We start from the raw sequence: 15,910 nt of genomic DNA on the forward strand, positions 1-15,910 counted from the left end.
AACAACGAGCCCGGAGATACCCCCTCATGCTATTGACCCTGCTTGGCTTCGGCATGGTGATCACGTTCATGACGCTGATCATGACCAAGCGCCTCTCGCCCCTGGTGGCGCTCATCCTTGTTCCGATCATCTTCGCCCTGCTCGGCGGCTTCGGCGCCGGCATCGACAAGATGATGCTCGACGGCATCCGCAAGATCGCGCCCACCGGCGTCATGCTGATGTTCGCCATCCTCTACTTCGGCGTGATGATCGACGCCGGCCTGTTCGACCCCATCGTCGGCCGCATCCTGCGCGCGGTGAAGGGCGATCCGCTCAAGATCGTGGTCGGCACCACCGTGCTGGCGCTGGTCATCTCGCTGGACGGCGACGGCTCCACCACCTACATGATCGTGGTGGCCTCGATGCTGCCGCTGTATCGCCGCCTGAAGATGAACGCGCTGTCCATGACCTGTCTGGCGATGCTGGCCAGCGGCGTCATGAACCTGACGCCGTGGGGCGGACCGACCGCGCGCGCCGCCAGCGCGCTGCACGTGGACGCCGGCGACATCTTCGTGCCGCTGGTGCCGGTGATGGGCGTGGCCATCGTCGCGATCCTGTTGCTGGCCGTCTTCCTGGGCCTGCGCGAACGCCGCCGCCTGGGCGTGCTGTCGCTGCCCGACGGCGCCGCGCTGCACGCCGGCTACGACGAGGACGGCCCCAAGAACCTGCCCGAGATCGAAGTCGACCACGACCTGCGCCGCCCCAAGCTGCTGTGGGTCAACGCCGGCCTGACGCTGGCGCTGATGGTGAGCCTGGTGATGGGCGTGCTGCCGCTGCCGGTGCTGTTCATGATCGCCTTCGCGGTCGCGCTGATCATCAACTACCCGAACCTGGCCGAGCAGCGCCGCCGCGTGGCGCAGCATGCCGGCAACGTGCTGTCGGTGGTGTCGCTGATCTTCGCGGCGGGCATCTTCACCGGCATCCTGTCGGGCACGGGCATGGTCGAAGCCATGTCGCGCAGCCTGCTGGCGGTGATCCCCGACGCGCTCGGGCCGTACCTGGCCGGCATCACCGCGCTGGTCAGCCTGCCGTTCACCTTCTTCATGTCGAACGACGCCTTCTACTTCGGCGTGCTGCCGATCCTGAGCGAAGCGGCGCAGGGCTATGGCATCTCGCCGGTGGAAATGGCGCGCGCGTCGCTGATCGGCCAGCCGGTGCACCTGCTCAGTCCGCTGGTGCCCTCGACCTACCTGCTGGTGGGCCTGGCGGGCGTGGAGTTCGGCGACCACCAGCGCTATGCGCTCAAGTGGGCCACGATGGTGTGCCTGGTGATGCTGGCGGCCGCGCTGGCGTTCGGTCTGTTCCCCCTGGTCGGCGCCGTCGCCTGACGGCGGCGCCTTCCCACGTTTCTTGAAAGGAGAACGTTCATGGCTTTGCGCATTGCCTACGTCACCAGCGGGATGGGCCACACTGGCACCGCGATCTGCCAGGCGCTGCACCAAGCGGGCCACCGCGTCATCGCCGGCTGCGGGCCGCGCTCGTCGCGCAAGGACCACTGGCTGAAGGAACAGAAGTCGCTGGGCTACGACTTCATCGCCTCCGAAGGCGACGCCACCGACTGGGCCTCGACCGAGGCGGCCTTCGCCAAGGTGCGGCGCGAGGTCGGCGAGATCGACGTGCTGGTCAACAACGCCGGCGCCATGCTCGACATGCGCTTTCGCCAGATGAGCCAGGCCGACTGGTCGGCGGTGCTGCGCAGCAACCTGGACACGCTGTTCAACAGCACCAAGCAGGTGGTCGACGGCATGGCCGACCGCGGCTGGGGCCGCATCATCAACATCGGCTCGGTGGCAGCCGAGAAGGGCCAGATCGGCCAGATCAACTACGCCACCGCCAAGGGCGCGGTGATCGGCTTCACCCGCTCGCTGGCGCAGGAAGTGGCGGCGCGCGGCGTCACCGTCAACCTGGTATCGCCGGGCTTCATTGCCGACGATACCGTCAAGGCCTTCCCGCCGGCGCTGCTGGACCGCATCATCGAAAGCGTGCCGGTGGGCCGCCTGGGCACCGCCCAGGACCTGGCCGGCCTGTGCGCCTGGCTGGCGTCGGACGAGGCGGCGTTCGTGACCGGCGCGAACTATGCGATCAACGGCGGCGTGTACATGAGTTGAGCGGGCGCCATCACCCCCGATTGATCGATACCCCGCCATCCACCAGCAGTGCCGTGCCGGTGGTGAAGCTGGACGCGTCCGACGCCAGGTACAGGGCGGAGCGGGCGATCTCGGCGGGGCTGGCCAGGCGCTTGAGCGCGTGCAGGCTTTCAATGTAGCGGCGCGCCTCGGGCGAGTCCATCGAGGCGCGGCCCATCGGCGTGTCGGTGCCGCCTGGCAGCAGGGCGTTGGCGCGGACGCCCTGGGCGCCATATTCGGCGGCGATCGCCTGGGTCAGGCCGATCAGGCCGGCCTTGCTGGCGGCATAGGCGCCCATGCCGGGAAAGCCCGCCGTGTGGCCGACGAAGGTGGACGTGAAAACCAGCGAGCCGCCGCCCCGCCGCAGCATCGCCGGGATCTGGTGGCGCGCGCCGAGGAAGGCGCTGCTCAGGTTGGTGTCCAGGATCCGGCGCCATGCGTCGGGCGGAACCTGGTGCAGGGGCAGGGCGTCGCCGGTCATGCCGGCGTTGTTGAAGGCGATGTCCAGTCCGCCGAAGCGGCGCTCGGCGAGGGTGACGGCGGCCTCGGCGACGGCCTCGTCGCGCACATCGCCGGCCAGCGGCACGGCGTGGCCGCCATCGGCTTCGATGGCCGCGACCAGGTGTTCCAGTTCGGCCTGGCGCCGCGCCACCACCACCAGGCTGGCGCCCTCGCGGGCGAACAGCTTTGCCGCTTCGTAGCCGATGCCCGAGCTGGCGCCGGTGATGATAGCGACTTTGCCGGTCAGTTGATGCATGGTGAATCCTTGTAGGTAAATGACCTGGCGACGATAGGCAAGCCGCGATGCGCCGGCTATCCGGATCTTGCGATGGGGCCGGGCGCGCCAATTGCTGACATCGTCCCGACGTCCGCGCGTGCCTGCGCGTGGCGCTGTGCAGAAGGACTGAACGCCATGGAATCGATCTGGGTGATCGGCGATGTGCATGGTTGCCGCGACTCCCTGGATGCCTTGCTGGCGCGTCCCGAGATCGCCGACGATCCGCGCTGCCGGTTCTGGTTCGTGGGCGACCTGGTCAACCGCGGGCCGGCGTCGGCCGCGACGTTGCGGCGGGTCAGGGCGCTGGGCGAGCGCGCCACCGTCGTGCTCGGCAATCACGACCTGCGGGCGCTGGCGGTCGCCGCCGGCTGCCTGCGGCCGGGCCGCCGCGATACGCTGGACGAGCTGCTGCGCGCGCGCGACGCCACGTCGCTGCTGGACTGGCTGCGCCGGCAGCCGTTGCTGCACGCCGAAGCCGGCCACCTGCTGGTGCACGCCGGCCTCTATCCGCGCTGGGATCCTGCCACGGCGATGGCGCGCGCGCGGGAGGTCGAGGCGTTGCTGCGCCATCCGCGCTGGCGCCAGCACCTGCCGCGGATCCGGGGGCCGTCGCCGCTGTCCTGGCGCGACACGATGTCGGGCGCGGCCAGGCTGAGGTTCATTGTCCGGGCGTTCACCCAGATGCGGCTCTGCCGCCCCGACGGCACATTGGCGCCGCACGCCAAGGCCGCGCCGGGACGCTGGCCATCCGGCATGCTGCCCTGGTTCGACGTCCCGGGCCGGCAGGCGGGGCCGGCTCCGGTCCTTTTTGGCCACTGGGCAACGCTGGGATTGCTGGTGCGGTCGGACGTGGTGTGCCTGGACACCGGGTGCGTATCCGGCGGCGTATTGACAGCCCTGCGCCTGGCTGACCGCAAGTTGCTTCAGGTGGGGCGCGAGGCGTTGCGGCCCGTGCCTGCCTGAATGTGGCCGGCGCAGCGATTCAGATAGTCCAGCAGTTCGCCGGGATCGGCAGGCTTGGTGAAATAGCGGTCGAAGCCGGCGATGCGCCCGCGTTCGAGGTCTTGCGGGCTGCCGTAGCCGCTGAGCGCGACGATCACCAAGCCTGCTGCCCAGGGTTCGCGCCGCAGCCGTTGGCAAAGGGTGTAGCCGTCCAGTTCCGGCATGCTGATGTCGAGCAGGACGATGTCCGGCCGGTGCGCCTGCGCCAGGGCGAGGGCCGTGCGCCCTTCGAGCGCGGTATGGACCTGGTGGTGGTCAAGCCTGAGGATTTCCGCCAGGGTTTCGACAGCGTCCCGATTGTCGTCGGCCAGCAGGATGGTCAAAGGCCGCGGTGGCATTGGCGGGCCTGTTTCCTTGGTTCCGGGCTGCGGGCTTTGCGATAGGGGGCCGGCCGTATCCTGCCTGGGCGTGCGGATCGTCACGGATGGAGTCCTCCTCAACCTGTTGCTGGCAGCTTAGTTGCTGTGGTCGGACGGATGCTTCACCTTTGTTTCACTAAATTTCATGCTATGCCGTCATCCCGTGGCCGGTGAGATGCCCGCAAACCAGTGCATGCGCACTGGCCAGCGGCAGAACGCGCCGCTCTCCCGGAGCGGCCAGAAGCGGCGATGCCGGCAAGGTAATGGGCGCTTACATCTTCGGCGCGGCCAGATTATCAGAGGCATTCCGGCGCGGCTCGCGACCGGGCACGGCATTTGCTAGCCGTTGGCACGGCTTCCGTTCCGGTGAGCCGCCCGACTGAGGTTCATACCATGCTTCCCATACGCAAAGCGGTTTTCCCCGTTGCTGGCCTCGGCACGCGCTTTCTGCCCGCGACCAAGGCCATGCCCAAAGAAATGCTGCCCATCGTCGACCGGCCGCTCATCCAATATGCCGTCGAGGAGGCGGTGGCCGCCGGCATTACGGAGCTGATCTTCGTGACCGGCCGCAACAAGCGCGCCATCGAAGACCATTTCGACCGCGTGCCGGAACTGGAGCGTGACCTTGAACTGAAGAACAAGGCCGTGCTGCTCGATAGCGTGCGCAATGTCATTCCGGAAACCGTGAAGTGCGTCTATACCCGCCAGCCCGCCGCCCTGGGACTGGGCCACGCCGTGCTGTGCGCCGCCTCGATCGTGGGCAATGAGCCGTTCGCGGTGCTGCTGGCGGACGACATGATCGACGCCGAAACGCCCGTCATCGGCGAGATGATGAAGGTGGCGCGGGAGTTCGACGGCAGCGTGATCGCGGTGCAGAAGGTGCCGCCGGCCCACACCCATCAGTATGGGATCGTCTCCGGCGCGCAGGCCTCGTACGGGGTGCTTCGCCTGACCGGCATCGTCGAGAAGCCGCGGCCCGAAGACGCGCCGACCGACCTGGGCGTGGTGGGACGCTACATCCTCGATCCCGCCATCTTCCCGGCGCTGCAGGCGACCCGGCCGGGCGTCGGCGGCGAGATCCAGCTGACCGATGCCATCGCGGCCCTGCTCGAGCGGGGGCGCGTGTTTGGCTACCAGTACGAGGGTCAACGCTACGACTGTGGCAGCAAGGAGGGCTTCTACCGCGCCACCATGGAGATGGGCCGGAAGTATCACGGCCTGGGGTGAGCGGCCGGGGTGTGGGCTTGCGGCGGCGTCTGCCGCGCAAGGGGCATGTTTCTTGCTGGCGCGGCGGGATCGCATCCATTCGACTTTCGCGAGGCAGACATGGCCCCTCAAATTCCCTCCGACGAGCGCTACCGGCTGTTGGTGGACGCGGTGATGGACTATGCCATCTACCTCTTGGACGCCAACGGCCTGGTGAGCAGCTGGAATCCCGGGGCCGAGCGCTTCAAGGGCTACGCCGAGCACGAAATCCTGGGGCAGCACTTCTCCGTCTTCTACACCGAAGAGGATCGCGCCGCCGGCGCGCCCGAGCGCGCCCTGGAAACGGCATTGCGCGCTGGACGGTTCGAAACCGAAGGCTGGCGGGTGCGCAAGGATGGCAGCCGCTTCTGGTGCAGCGCGGTGATCGATCCGATCCACGACGGCCAGGGGCGGCTGGTGGGCTTTGCCAAGATCACCCGGGACATCACCGAACAAACGCTGCGCCGCGAGGAATCCCAGGCCGCGCGCGATGCCATGCACCAGGCCCAGCGAATGGAGGCCATCGGCCGCCTGACGGGCGGGGTGGCGCACGACTTCAATAATTTCCTGACCGCCATCCGGTTTTCCGCCGAGTTCATGAAGCGGTCCCCGGACCTGCCGGCCTCGGCCACGCGTTACCTCGGAATCATCATCGATACGACCGAGCGTGCCGCGCAGCTGACCCGCAAGCTGCTGGCGTATGCCAGGAAGCAGCCGCTGCAGCCGCATGTGTTCGATGTGCGCGAAACCCTGGCGTCGTTGCGTCAGTTGTTCGAAGCGTCGCTGGGGTCGAGCATCGCCCTGAGCTATGAACTCGGGCCGGGCAATTGCACGATTTCCGCGGACCCGGGCCAGCTGGAATCGGCCTTGCTCAATCTCGTGATCAATGCGCGCGATGCGATGCCCGCGGGCGGGCAGCTGACGATATCGGTGCGGCACGTCGATGGCAGGCCCGCCGCGAACGGCGCTCCCGGCCAACCCGGGCCGCAGGTGGCGCTATCGGTACAGGACACCGGGGTCGGCATTGCCGACGATGTGGTGGCGCATGTCTTCGAGCCGTTCTTTTCCACCAAGAGCAAGCACCAGAATTCGGGGTTGGGGCTGAGCCAGGTCCAGGGCTTCGTGCGGCAATCGGGCGGCGATGTCGCGGTGCGCAGTAAAGTCGGGCAGGGCACGACGTTCACGCTGTACCTGCCCGCCGCGACGGCGGCCAGCGCGGTGGCCGGGCCGGTCGACGCGGACGTCGCCGCCCGGGTCACGACGCGCAAGGCCGTCCTGCTGGTCGAGGACAACCGCATGGTCGGCGAGGTCGTGTCGACCTTGCTGACCGATCTTGGCCAGGACCTGACCTGGGCCACCGATGCCGAGAGCGCGTTGCGCATGTTGCAAGAGAAGCAGGGGCGTTTCGATATCGCCATCCTCGACATCGTGTTGCCCGGCATGGACGGGGTGCAATTGGCTGAAATGATCAAGGCGCAATGGCCGGCGATACGGGTGGTGCTGGCAACCGGTTACAGTGAAGCGTTGGCGGGGCGCGATGCCGGGGCGCTGGAGGTCATGCAGAAGCCTTATTCGATCGAAGCCCTGACGCGGCTGTTGGCCGCGCATTAGTGCGTCCGGCGCGCACGCTTCATCCATGGAGACCGATATGGACCTGGCGGATTTCATCGAAGCCAATCTGGAAGCCCTGATCGACGACTGGGTGGAATATGCCATGGTGCTGAACCAGGGCAAGCACCGGCTTACGGCCGTCGAGTTGCGCAATTCAGGCGCCGAGCTGCTGACCAGGGTGGCCGCCAACATGCGCCAGGCGCAGACTCCCCTGCAGCAGCGGCAAAAATCGCATGGCGCCAAGCGCGAACAGGACAGCGCCTTTGACACCGTTTCCATGTTGCACGCCGACGACCGCCTGTCACAGGGGTTCGGCATCAATGAAGTGCTGGCGGAATACCGGGCGCTGCGCGCCAGCGTGTTGCGCCGGTGGGAACACAGCGCGCTCGCCGGTCCGCAGGCCTTTCAGGAAATGATCCGCTTCAATGAGGCGATCGACCAGGGCTTGACCGAGTCGGTCCGCCAGTTTTCCGAGCGCACCGAACGCATCCGCGACCTGTTCGCCGGCGTGCTGGCGCATGACCTGCGATCGCCGCTGGGCGTGTTGCTCAATTCCGCGGAGATCCTGTCGCGCGACCGCAATCTCTCGCCGGCCAGTATCCGTGCCACTTCGTACGTGCAGCGCAGCGCGGTGCGCATGAAGTGGATGATCGATGACCTGCTGGTGTTCGCGCGGACGCGGCTGGGCAGTGTGTTGCCGGTGGCGCTTTCCGAGCAGGACCTGGCGCGGATATGCCGCCACGCGGCTGAGGAGATCGGCGCGCTCTACCCGGAGGCCGTGATCCGCGTCGAGTGCCCGGAGAACCTGATTGTCCGCTGCGATCCCGGACGTATCGGCCAACTGTTGTTCAATCTGCTGTCCAATGCCGCTCGCTATGGCGCGGGCGAGATCGAGTTGACGGCAATGGCCGAGCCGGCCGGTTGGGTGTGGCTGGAAGTGGCGAACGAAGGCCCGCCGATTCCGCGACGCGCCCTGCCCACGCTGTTCGACCCGCTGACGCGGGTCAGCAGCGCCACGGGCAGGACTGGCATGGCGGCGGGAATCGGCCTGGGCCTGTATATATGCCGGTGCATCGCCACGGCCCATCAAGGCGTCATCGACGTCAGGTCGGGCGAGGATCGCACCGTTTTCACGCTGCGGATGCCAGTCGCGCCCCAGGCATCCTGACGCGCCGGCTCGGCCCGCGCATGCGGCCATGCCGCGCCGTGCCAAAATCGGCGTTTCCCATTCCCTCCCGATCCGAGGAATACCATGCCGATCCGCTCCTGCCGCGCCCTGGGCGCCGGTGCCATGGCCTTGGCCCTGCTGGCTGGCTGCAACAAGAAGACGGAGTATCCGCCCGAGGTGCAACGCACCACCTACAACTCCTGCATGCAGGGTTTCAAGGCCAAGGCGCCGGCCGCCGCGCGCGACGTCGACGCCAAGGCCAAGGACTATTGCCAGTGCGTGCTGGACGGACTGCAGGCGAAAGTGCCATTGGAGGATTTCCTGCGTTATGACCAGTTGCTGGCTTCGGGGGCGGCCCATGCCGAGGCCGAGTTGCGCGGCGGACCGGTGATGACGGTGGTGAACGCCTGCCTGGAGCGCATGCCGCGCTCCTAGCTGGCTAGCAGGCTCAGTCCTTCAGGCCGAGACGGCGCGCCAGCTTGTGCAGGTTGCTGGAATCGATGTCGAGCGCCCGCGCGGCGCCGGCCCAACTGCCCTGGTGCGCGTCCAGCGCGCGCCGGATCGCCTGGCGCTGGCAGGCGTCGACCGCGGCCCGCAGGGTCTGGGCGGCGCCGGCCGGCAAGGCGGGCGTTTCGGGCGGGGGCGCGGGCATGGCGACATCGTCCAGGTCCAGCAGGCCGGGGCCCAACGTGACGATTTCGTTGCGATGGGCGCCGTGGCTCACGGCCTTGATGGCGGCGCGGCTGATGACATGTTCCAGTTCGCGCACGTTGCCGGGCCAGCGGTAGCGGCTGAGCATCTCCTCGGCCTCGGGCGACAGGCGCAGGCTGCGCAGCCCCAGCCGCGCGCGGTTCAGTTCCAGGTAGCGGCCGGCCAGCAGCAGCACGTCGCGGCCGCGCTCGCGCAGCGGCGGGATCGGCACCGGATAGACCGAGAGCCGGTGATACAGGTCGGCGCGGAAATCGCCCTGGCGCACGCGATCGCGCAGGTCGCGGTTGGTGGCCGCGACGATGCGCACGTCGACCGTGCGCGGGCGGTCGTCGCCCAGCCGCTGGATTTCGCCGTTCTGCAGGGTGCGCAACAGCTTGGCCTGCACCGCCAGCGGCAATTCGCCGACCTCGTCCAGGAACAGCGTGCCGCCGTTGGCGGCTTCGAAACGGCCCGGCCGCTCGGTCAGCGCTCCCGAGAATGCGCCCTTGGCATGGCCGAACAGTTCGCTTTCGGCCAGCGATTCGGGCAGGGCGGCACAGTTCACGTGCACCAGCGGCTTGCCGCGGCGGCGCGATTGGCGATGCACGCGATGCGCGAACAACTCCTTGCCGACGCCGGTTTCGCCCAGTAGCAGGATGGGCAGTTCGGAGTCCGCGACCACCTCGATCTCGTGCAGCAGGCGGGCGATGGCCTCGCTCTGCCCGAGGATCTCGCTGTCATCGGCCAGCGCGCTGTCGGCCGGCAGCGCGCCGCGGGCCACGCGTAGCGCGCGGGTTTCGGCCTCCAGGCGCGTCACGCGCAGGGCGGCCTCGACCAGCACGATCATGTCGCGCAGATCCGATTGCGCCTCGGCGTCGAAGGTGCCGACCTCCAGCGCGTCCAGCGTCAGTACGCCCCAGGGCTGGCCTTCGATATGCAGGCTGGTGCCCATGCAGTCGTGCACCGGCAGCGGTTCGCCGGCCATGCCGTTGATCAGCCCGTCGTAGGGATCGGGCAGGGTGCTGTCGTGATGGAAACAGGTGACGCCGCGGCGCGCCAGGATGGCGGCCAGCCGCGGGTGCTGCTGGACCGCGAAGCGGCGGCCCAGCGCATCCTGGGTCAGGCCATCGACGGCGACCGGCCGCAGGTGGTCGGCCTCCAGTTGCAACAGGGCGACCGCGCCACAGCGGAAATGGGCGCGCAGGCCGGCCGCCAGCCGCTGCAGGCGGACGGCGGCGGGCAGGTCCACGACCAGGTCGGTAAGCAACAGGTTCTGCATGGGTCAATCGTACCCTTGGGGGTGATAAATACCGCAAGCGCGCCGGGTGGTTTTTACCCTTTAATTTTCAAATCATTGATTTGGCGCAAGTTTTTCCTGGCACGGATCTCGCTACTGATCAGACACCCTCATGAAGCATGGAGAAACGCGATGAGCATGGTTGAACAGTCCCTGGGCCAGCTGGCCCGCAGCATTCCCGGCGCCACCCAGGTGTTTCACGAATATCAATTGGATTTTTGCTGTGGCGGCAAGAAAAGCCTGGCCGAGGCCGCGGCGCAACGGTCACTGGATGCGAGCCAGATCGAGGCGCGGCTGCTGGCGCTGGCCGGCGCGGCCTCGGACGAGCGCGACTGGAGCCAGGCAAGCCCGGCCGACTTGATCGATCACATCCTGGCGCGCTATCACGAGGTGCACCGGCAGCAGCTGCCCGAATTGATCCGGCTGGCGATGAAGGTGGAACAGGTGCATGCGGACAGTCCCGACTGCCCCACCGGACTGGCCGATCACCTGCGCGATATGCACCAGGAACTGGAAAGCCACATGCAGAAGGAGGAACAGGTGCTGTTCCCGATGCTGGCGCGCGGCCATGGCGCCATGGCGGTCATGCCCATCACCATGATGCGCATGGAGCATGATGACCACGGCGTGGCGCTGGAGCGCCTGATGGCCCTGACGCATGACCTGACGCTGCCACGCGCGGCCTGCAACACCTGGCGCGCGCTGTACCTGGGCATCGGCACGTTCAAGCAGGACCTGATGGCCCACATCCACCTGGAAAACAACATCCTGTTCGAGAACGCCGAGGCCGAGGCGGTCCGCCCGCGCGGCTAGTCGGCGCCGCCAGCACGGCCGGCGCGCGGACACATGCGCGCCGGCTCCCTGGCCCGCCGTGGCGGCGACGGATGCGCGGCGCGTGGGCCCGGCGGTTTCAGCGGTCCTGTGGCGGGATGCCGCGCAGCGCCTGCCGCAGCGCGGCGTGGGCGGCCAGGTCGGCCGGCCGGTGCTTGCGCTCGGCCGCCGCCGGATACCTGCCCAGGAAATTGCCATTGCGCCGGTCGGTGGCGGGGCGCACCGGCCGCGGCGCAAAGCCGCCGCCGCAATTCGGGCAGACGTTGCCGAGCACCTCGTCGGCGCAGCGCGCGCAGAAGGTGCATTCAAAGCTGCAGATGCGGGCCTCGGTCGAGGCCGGCGGCAGGTCGGCGTCACAATGTTCACAGCTGGGGCGCAATTCGAGCATGGCGGTCCTCTCCGAAGGGTCGGTCCGCCAGCATACCCGCGCCCCGGCGGCGCGCCCATCGCGCGCGCGGACAGGTAACGGGCGGAAACGGCCACGTCCGGCAGACCGCTCCCGGCGCGCGGACGCCTGTACACTCGGGCATCTCCACTTTGCGGAATCCGCCATGGCAGGCAGCAGCTTCTTCGCATTGTTCGACGACATCGCCACCATCCTGGACGACGTCTCCGTCATGACCAAGGTGGCGGCCAAGAAAACCGCCGGGGTGCTGGGCGACGACCTGGCGCTGAATGCGCAGCAGGTCTCGGGCGTGCCGGTCAATCGCGAACTGCCGGTGGTGTGGGCGGTGGCCAAGGGCTCGCTCATCAACAAGCTCATCCTGGTGCCATCGGCGCTGGTGATCAGCGCCTTCGCGTCCTGGGCGGTGACGCCGCTGCTGATGGCCGGCGGCCTGTTCCTGTGCTTCGAGGGCGTCGAGAAGCTGGCCCACAAGTTCCTGCCGCACGGCGAGACCGCCGAGGGCAATCACGCCGCCCGCGCCGAGGCCCTGCAGAACGCCGCGGTGGACATGGTGGCGTTCGAGCGCGACAAGATCAAGGGCGCGGTGCGCACCGACTTCATCCTGTCGGCGGAGATCATCGCCATCACCCTGGGGGCGGTGGCCGGCGCCGATCTGCTGCGCCAGACGGTGGTGCTGGCCGGCATCGCCCTGGTCATGACGGTGGGGGTCTACGGCCTGGTGGCGGGCATCGTCAAGCTCGACGACCTGGGCCTGTACCTGAGCGCCCGCCGCGCCGCGCTGGCCGCCTGGTTCGGCAAGCGCATCGTGGCGGCCGCGCCCTACCTGATGAAAACCTTGTCGGTGGTGGGCACCGCCGCCATGTTCATGGTCGGCGGCGGCATCCTGACGCACGGCATCGCGCCGCTGGGCGCGGCCATCGAACACGTCGCGGCGGCCAGCGGCGGCGGCTTGCTGCCGCCCTTGGTGTCGACCTTGCTCAGCGCCGTGTTCGGCATCGTCGCGGGGGCTGTGACGCTGGGCGTGGTCGCTGGCGTCAAGCGCCTGTTGGGCAAATAGCGGCGCCGTGATCCCGCCATGAACGCGCGGGTTCAGCCCGCCGTGCCGCCGGCACATGCGCCGAAGGGGCGCCGCACGCGCCGGCGCCCGATCAATACGCCAGCGACGCCTGCAGGTACACCGTGCGCGGCATGCCCACGTACTTGCCCGCGTTGTTGTCGGTGGAGCGCGTGAAGTAGCGCTTGTCGAACAGGTTCTTCACGCCCAGCGCGATGTTCAGGTTGTGCATCTGCTTGCCGAAGTCGTAGGCGGCGCGCACGTGCACCGTGCCGTAGCCCGGGATGTCGCCGTAGGCGCCGTTGGCGCTTTCCTCGGTCTGGTAGCGGGCGCCAGGGTCGGGCGCGCCGGGCGACCGCTGCTTGGACTGCAGGAAGGTGTCGACATTGAAGGTCCACTGGTTGCGCGTGTAGCGCGCGCCCAGCGAGGCCACGTTGCGCGAATAGAAGGGCAGGTCGCGGCCCTCGAACACGCCGGCTTTGTAGGTGGCCTGGGTGTAGGTATAGGTGCCGTACAGCGACAGGCCCGACAGCGCCGCCGACAGTTCGCCCAGGTCGTACGACAGCCCGGTTTCCAGGCCACGGTGGCGGGTGGCGCCCAGGTTGGTCCAGGCGTCCGAACCGCCGTTGGTGCCGCCGCGCAACTGCAGTTCGTCGTCGAAGTCGATGTTGAACAGCGTCAGCTCGCCCTTCCAGCCGCCGCCATTGAAGTGCGTGCCGACTTCATAGGTGGTGGCCTTTTCCGGATGCAGGCCGTTGGTGGTCGAGGCGATCTGAAAGTACTGCAGCGGGCCGAATGACTGGCCGGCGTTGGCGAACACGCTCCATTGTTCGCTGACGTGGTAGACCACCGACAGCGAGGGCAGGGGTTCTTCGGACTTGATGCTGGTATGGGTCCTGGCCGCGGGATTGGACTTGTCGTTCAGGAACGAGTCGATGAATTCATAGCGCAGACCCGGCGTGATGGTCCAGTTGCCGACATTGATGGTGTCGTCGATGTAGACCGCATGCGCCGTGGTGCCGCCGGTGCGGTACTGGTACTGCGGATTCGGGGCATCGAGCGGATCGAAGCCGCCGTCCGGCACGTAGAACGCGGTGCGCGAGGCGCGCTCGTCGCTGGCTTCCTTCAGGTAGCGGTAGCCCACGCTGATCTCCTGCGTCACGTCGGCGCCGCGAAACAGGCGCGAATAGCGCGGCTCGATCGCGAAGGTGTGATAGTTGCGCGGGTTGAAGGTCAGGCGGCGCTTGCCGGCGTTGGCGCCGGTGCCCTCCGTTTCGATGCTGCTGCCGCGGAAGCTGTCGGTGTAGTACGTCAGCAGCTCGAACTTATTGATGCCGTCGTCGTGGTTGTAGCGGAACGAGGCGTCGGTGCGGCGGCCGGTGAAACTGTCGTACGGCCGGGTGGACTGGAACGGGTCCTCGGAATACTGCCTGGTGGTCAACCCGCCGGGCATGCCGGCGCGGCCTTCGTAGTGATGCAGCGCGGCCGACACGCTGTCGTCGACGCCGATGCGATAGGTGCCCTTGAGCATCACGTCATCGATGTCCACGCGGTCGTTGCTTTCACGAAAGCCGTTGCCGTGCGTGCCTGAATACAGCAGGGCGCCGCCCAGGCCCCGCTCATTGGTGCCGCCGATGAACGCGCTGGGCGAGGTCTTCACACCGCCGTGGCTGTACATGTCGGTCTCGACCGTGGCGTCGGCGGTGAAGTCCCGCGGAATCGCGCGCGTCACGAAGTTGATGATGCCGCCCACGTTCTGCGGGCCATAGCGCACCGAGCCGGCGCCGCGCACCACGTCCACCGCCGACAGGTTGCCCAGCGACACGGGCGCCATCGACAACTGCGGCTGGCCATAGGGCGCCACCGCCAGCGGAATGCCGTCCATCAGAATGGTCGAGCGCGGCGACAGGCGCGAGGTCAGCCCGCGCACGCCCACGTTCAGCGACACATCGCTGCCGCCCGTGCCATTGCTTTCCTGCACCTGCACGCCCGGCACGCGGCGCAAGACGTCGCGCACATTGGTCGCGCCGGTATCCTGGAACGACGAACGCTCGATGATCGTGCGCGCGCCGCCGTGTTCAAGCACCTTTTCTTCATTGGGGTTGTCCAGCCAGTCGCCCACGACGCTGATCGCGCCCAGGGTGTTGTCGGCGGGCGCGGCGTCTGCCGCGGTCTGCGCCTGGCTGTGGGCGGCCAGCGTCAGCATGGCCAGCGCGAGCGCCAGGCGTCGCGGGGGAAAAGGAATCGGCATCGGAAGTCCAGGAAGCGGGGAAGGGCGCTCGTCATTAATACGAGCGTCAATCACATTGAGAATCTTTACGAGTCCGGCACGGACGTCAGCCAAGGTGGATGCATGAGCCGAGTAGGGCGCTGTCGGACCGGCCCGAAATATATCAAAAATTGGCGCCAATCCAAACGGGGTAAATTGGGGCCGTGGCAAAAACACGCCATGGCCCGCCAGGCCCGCGTGCCGGACAGCGCGCGCCAGCGCCGCATCGAATCCGTATAAGATGTGAAATTGGCGCCAATTTTCAGGCTGGAACAATCATGGACACACTCGATCAGCAATTGCTGGGTCTGTTGCGCGCCGACGCTCGCGCAACCGTCGCGACCCTGGCCAAGAAGCTCGACGTATCAAGGGGCACCGTCAACAACCGCATCGCCCGCATGGAAGACGAGGGCATCATCGTCGGCTACACCGTCCGGCTGCGCCCCGAATCCCAACCCGACCAGATCGGCGCCTGGATGAACATCGCCGTCGACGGCAACGAAACCCGCCGCGTCGTCAGCATCCTCCTGGGCGATCCCGCCGTCGTCGCCCTGCACGACACCAACGGCCGCTGGGACCTGCTGGCCGAACTGCGCGTCGCCAACATCGAGGAAATGTCCCGCGTCCTGGATCGCGTCCGCCTCATCAAGGCCATCTCCGCCACGGAAACCAGCATCCACCTGAAAAGCTACAAGCTCGATTGAGTCGACCGCGATCTTTTCGACTTTCCTACTTAGAGCGGCGAATAGCCGCTCTTGTCTCTCTCCTTCCCGTTGACGACGCCTTCATCATCTCCGCGAACCCGGACGTCGACGTAGCACCACCGAACGCCCAAAAAGGCCGCCCGCGCGGCCGCCTTGGGCGACCCCGCAAGATCTTCCATCGAACAAACCAGCGTCGCCGCGAAGCCCAAGCACGCAAGACTCCCCAGCGGCGCTTCGCTTGACACTGACGCAGCGTGGTGGCCGGGCCGGGCGGAGGGCGGGGCGTGTAGATGCGCCCGAGGGAATCTGAAGGAGCAGCCGAAGGCTGTGA

Annotated in this window: 15 protein-coding genes; 10 read left to right on the forward strand and 5 right to left on the reverse strand. The window is 67.6% G+C overall.

Annotation, left to right across the window (positions count from 1 at the left end; translation table 11 throughout):
* The first annotated feature begins 26 nt into the window (after positions 1-26).
* Both DK459_RS14780 and phbB read left to right on the forward strand, forming a co-directional pair.
* Complete coding sequence (locus DK459_RS14780; protein WP_049051028.1) at positions 27-1,367, forward strand: CitMHS family transporter; 1,341 nt, start codon at positions 27-29, stop codon at positions 1,365-1,367.
* Positions 1,368-1,406: 39 nt separating this feature from the next.
* Entirely contained in the window at positions 1,407-2,147 is a 741-nt protein-coding gene (gene phbB, locus DK459_RS14785) for an acetoacetyl-CoA reductase (protein ID WP_054480792.1), read from the forward strand.
* 10 nt (positions 2,148-2,157) lie between these two features.
* On the opposite strand, the gene DK459_RS14790 is transcribed toward phbB, so the two are convergent.
* Positions 2,158-2,922: an SDR family oxidoreductase gene (locus DK459_RS14790; protein ID WP_054473395.1), complete on the reverse strand. Its 765-nt coding sequence runs from the start codon at positions 2,920-2,922 to the stop codon at positions 2,158-2,160.
* A gap of 156 nt (positions 2,923-3,078) precedes the next feature.
* Between DK459_RS14790 and DK459_RS14795 the strand changes: the two genes are divergently transcribed.
* A complete protein-coding gene (locus DK459_RS14795) occupies positions 3,079-3,906 on the forward strand; it encodes a symmetrical bis(5'-nucleosyl)-tetraphosphatase (RefSeq protein WP_006389166.1) in 828 nt (275 codons plus the stop codon).
* Here DK459_RS14795 and DK459_RS14800 read toward each other — a convergent pair.
* Positions 3,867-4,283, reverse strand: coding sequence for a response regulator (locus tag DK459_RS14800; RefSeq protein ID WP_110134834.1), 417 nt, complete (start codon positions 4,281-4,283; stop codon positions 3,867-3,869). The genes DK459_RS14795 and DK459_RS14800 overlap by 40 nt on opposite strands.
* A 414-nt stretch (positions 4,284-4,697) precedes the next feature.
* On the opposite strand from DK459_RS14800, the gene galU reads away from it, so the two are divergent.
* The 4 genes from galU (at position 4,698) to DK459_RS14820 (ending at position 8,763) form a co-directional block, all read left to right on the forward strand.
* On the forward strand, positions 4,698-5,531 hold the full coding sequence (galU, locus tag DK459_RS14805; RefSeq protein WP_024068050.1) for a UTP--glucose-1-phosphate uridylyltransferase GalU: 834 nt from the start codon (positions 4,698-4,700) through the stop codon (positions 5,529-5,531).
* Positions 5,532-5,630: 99 nt separating this feature from the next.
* Positions 5,631-7,160 (forward strand): PAS domain-containing sensor histidine kinase, encoded by a 1,530-nt coding sequence (locus DK459_RS14810; protein ID WP_024068051.1) that lies wholly within the window; start codon positions 5,631-5,633, stop codon positions 7,158-7,160.
* 25 nt (positions 7,161-7,185) lie between these two features.
* Entirely contained in the window at positions 7,186-8,328 is a 1,143-nt protein-coding gene (locus DK459_RS14815; RefSeq protein ID WP_307190327.1) for a sensor histidine kinase, read from the forward strand.
* 84 nt (positions 8,329-8,412) lie between these two features.
* The gene (locus DK459_RS14820; protein ID WP_006389171.1) at positions 8,413-8,763 is read left to right on the forward strand and encodes a hypothetical protein; all 351 of its coding nucleotides are present in this window, start codon (positions 8,413-8,415) and stop codon (positions 8,761-8,763) included.
* 13 nt (positions 8,764-8,776) lie between these two features.
* Here the strand turns inward: DK459_RS14820 and norR are convergent, their stop codons facing one another.
* Complete coding sequence (gene norR / locus DK459_RS14825; RefSeq protein ID WP_054440226.1) at positions 8,777-10,297, reverse strand: nitric oxide reductase transcriptional regulator NorR; 1,521 nt, start codon at positions 10,295-10,297, stop codon at positions 8,777-8,779.
* Positions 10,298-10,447: 150 nt separating this feature from the next.
* Here norR and ytfE point away from each other — a divergent pair, with 150 nt between their 5' ends.
* Positions 10,448-11,128, forward strand: a complete 681-nt coding sequence (gene ytfE / locus DK459_RS14830; RefSeq protein ID WP_006389173.1) for an iron-sulfur cluster repair protein YtfE — start codon at positions 10,448-10,450, stop codon at positions 11,126-11,128.
* A 97-nt stretch (positions 11,129-11,225) separates the two neighbouring features.
* Here ytfE and DK459_RS14835 read toward each other — a convergent pair whose 3' ends face one another.
* On the reverse strand, positions 11,226-11,534 hold the full coding sequence (locus DK459_RS14835) for a DUF1272 domain-containing protein (protein WP_006389174.1): 309 nt from the start codon (positions 11,532-11,534) through the stop codon (positions 11,226-11,228).
* Positions 11,535-11,697: 163 nt separating this feature from the next.
* On the opposite strand from DK459_RS14835, the gene DK459_RS14840 reads away from it, so the two are divergent.
* Positions 11,698-12,609 carry a DUF808 domain-containing protein gene (locus DK459_RS14840; RefSeq protein WP_024068055.1) on the forward strand — a complete coding sequence of 304 codons (912 nt, stop codon included), beginning with the start codon at positions 11,698-11,700 and terminating at the stop codon, positions 12,607-12,609.
* 91 nt (positions 12,610-12,700) lie between these two features.
* Here DK459_RS14840 and DK459_RS14845 read toward each other — a convergent pair whose 3' ends face one another.
* On the reverse strand, positions 12,701-14,857 hold the full coding sequence (locus tag DK459_RS14845; RefSeq protein ID WP_110134836.1) for a TonB-dependent siderophore receptor: 2,157 nt from the start codon (positions 14,855-14,857) through the stop codon (positions 12,701-12,703).
* Between the two features lie 296 nt (positions 14,858-15,153).
* Here DK459_RS14845 and DK459_RS14850 point away from each other — a divergent pair, with 296 nt between their 5' ends.
* A complete protein-coding gene (locus tag DK459_RS14850; RefSeq protein ID WP_006389177.1) occupies positions 15,154-15,579 on the forward strand; it encodes an Lrp/AsnC family transcriptional regulator in 426 nt (141 codons plus the stop codon).
* The last annotated feature ends 331 nt before the right edge of the window (positions 15,580-15,910 follow it).

This window comes from Achromobacter sp. RW408 (assembly GCF_003184165.1).
Classification (GTDB): domain Bacteria; phylum Pseudomonadota; class Gammaproteobacteria; order Burkholderiales; family Burkholderiaceae_B; genus Achromobacter; species Achromobacter xylosoxidans.

Excerpts from the sequence above, each read along its gene's own strand:
- DK459_RS14780 (WP_049051028.1), top strand. The coding sequence starts at position 27 with ATGCTATTGACCCTGCTTGGCTTCGGCATGGTGATCACGTTCATGACG.
- phbB (WP_054480792.1), top strand. The coding sequence starts at position 1,407 with ATGGCTTTGCGCATTGCCTACGTCACCAGCGGGATGGGCCACACTGGC.
- DK459_RS14790 (WP_054473395.1), bottom strand. The coding sequence starts at position 2,922 with ATGCATCAACTGACCGGCAAAGTCGCTATCATCACCGGCGCCAGCTCG.
- DK459_RS14795 (WP_006389166.1), top strand. The coding sequence starts at position 3,079 with ATGGAATCGATCTGGGTGATCGGCGATGTGCATGGTTGCCGCGACTCC.
- DK459_RS14800 (WP_110134834.1), bottom strand. The coding sequence starts at position 4,283 with ATGCCACCGCGGCCTTTGACCATCCTGCTGGCCGACGACAATCGGGAC.
- galU (WP_024068050.1), top strand. The coding sequence starts at position 4,698 with ATGCTTCCCATACGCAAAGCGGTTTTCCCCGTTGCTGGCCTCGGCACG.
- DK459_RS14810 (WP_024068051.1), top strand. The coding sequence starts at position 5,631 with ATGGCCCCTCAAATTCCCTCCGACGAGCGCTACCGGCTGTTGGTGGAC.
- DK459_RS14815 (WP_307190327.1), top strand. The coding sequence starts at position 7,186 with ATGGAGACCGATATGGACCTGGCGGATTTCATCGAAGCCAATCTGGAA.
- DK459_RS14820 (WP_006389171.1), top strand. The coding sequence starts at position 8,413 with ATGCCGATCCGCTCCTGCCGCGCCCTGGGCGCCGGTGCCATGGCCTTG.
- norR (WP_054440226.1), bottom strand. The coding sequence starts at position 10,297 with ATGCAGAACCTGTTGCTTACCGACCTGGTCGTGGACCTGCCCGCCGCC.
- ytfE (WP_006389173.1), top strand. The coding sequence starts at position 10,448 with ATGAGCATGGTTGAACAGTCCCTGGGCCAGCTGGCCCGCAGCATTCCC.
- DK459_RS14835 (WP_006389174.1), bottom strand. The coding sequence starts at position 11,534 with ATGCTCGAATTGCGCCCCAGCTGTGAACATTGTGACGCCGACCTGCCG.
- DK459_RS14840 (WP_024068055.1), top strand. The coding sequence starts at position 11,698 with ATGGCAGGCAGCAGCTTCTTCGCATTGTTCGACGACATCGCCACCATC.
- DK459_RS14845 (WP_110134836.1), bottom strand. The coding sequence starts at position 14,857 with ATGCCGATTCCTTTTCCCCCGCGACGCCTGGCGCTCGCGCTGGCCATG.
- DK459_RS14850 (WP_006389177.1), top strand. The coding sequence starts at position 15,154 with ATGGACACACTCGATCAGCAATTGCTGGGTCTGTTGCGCGCCGACGCT.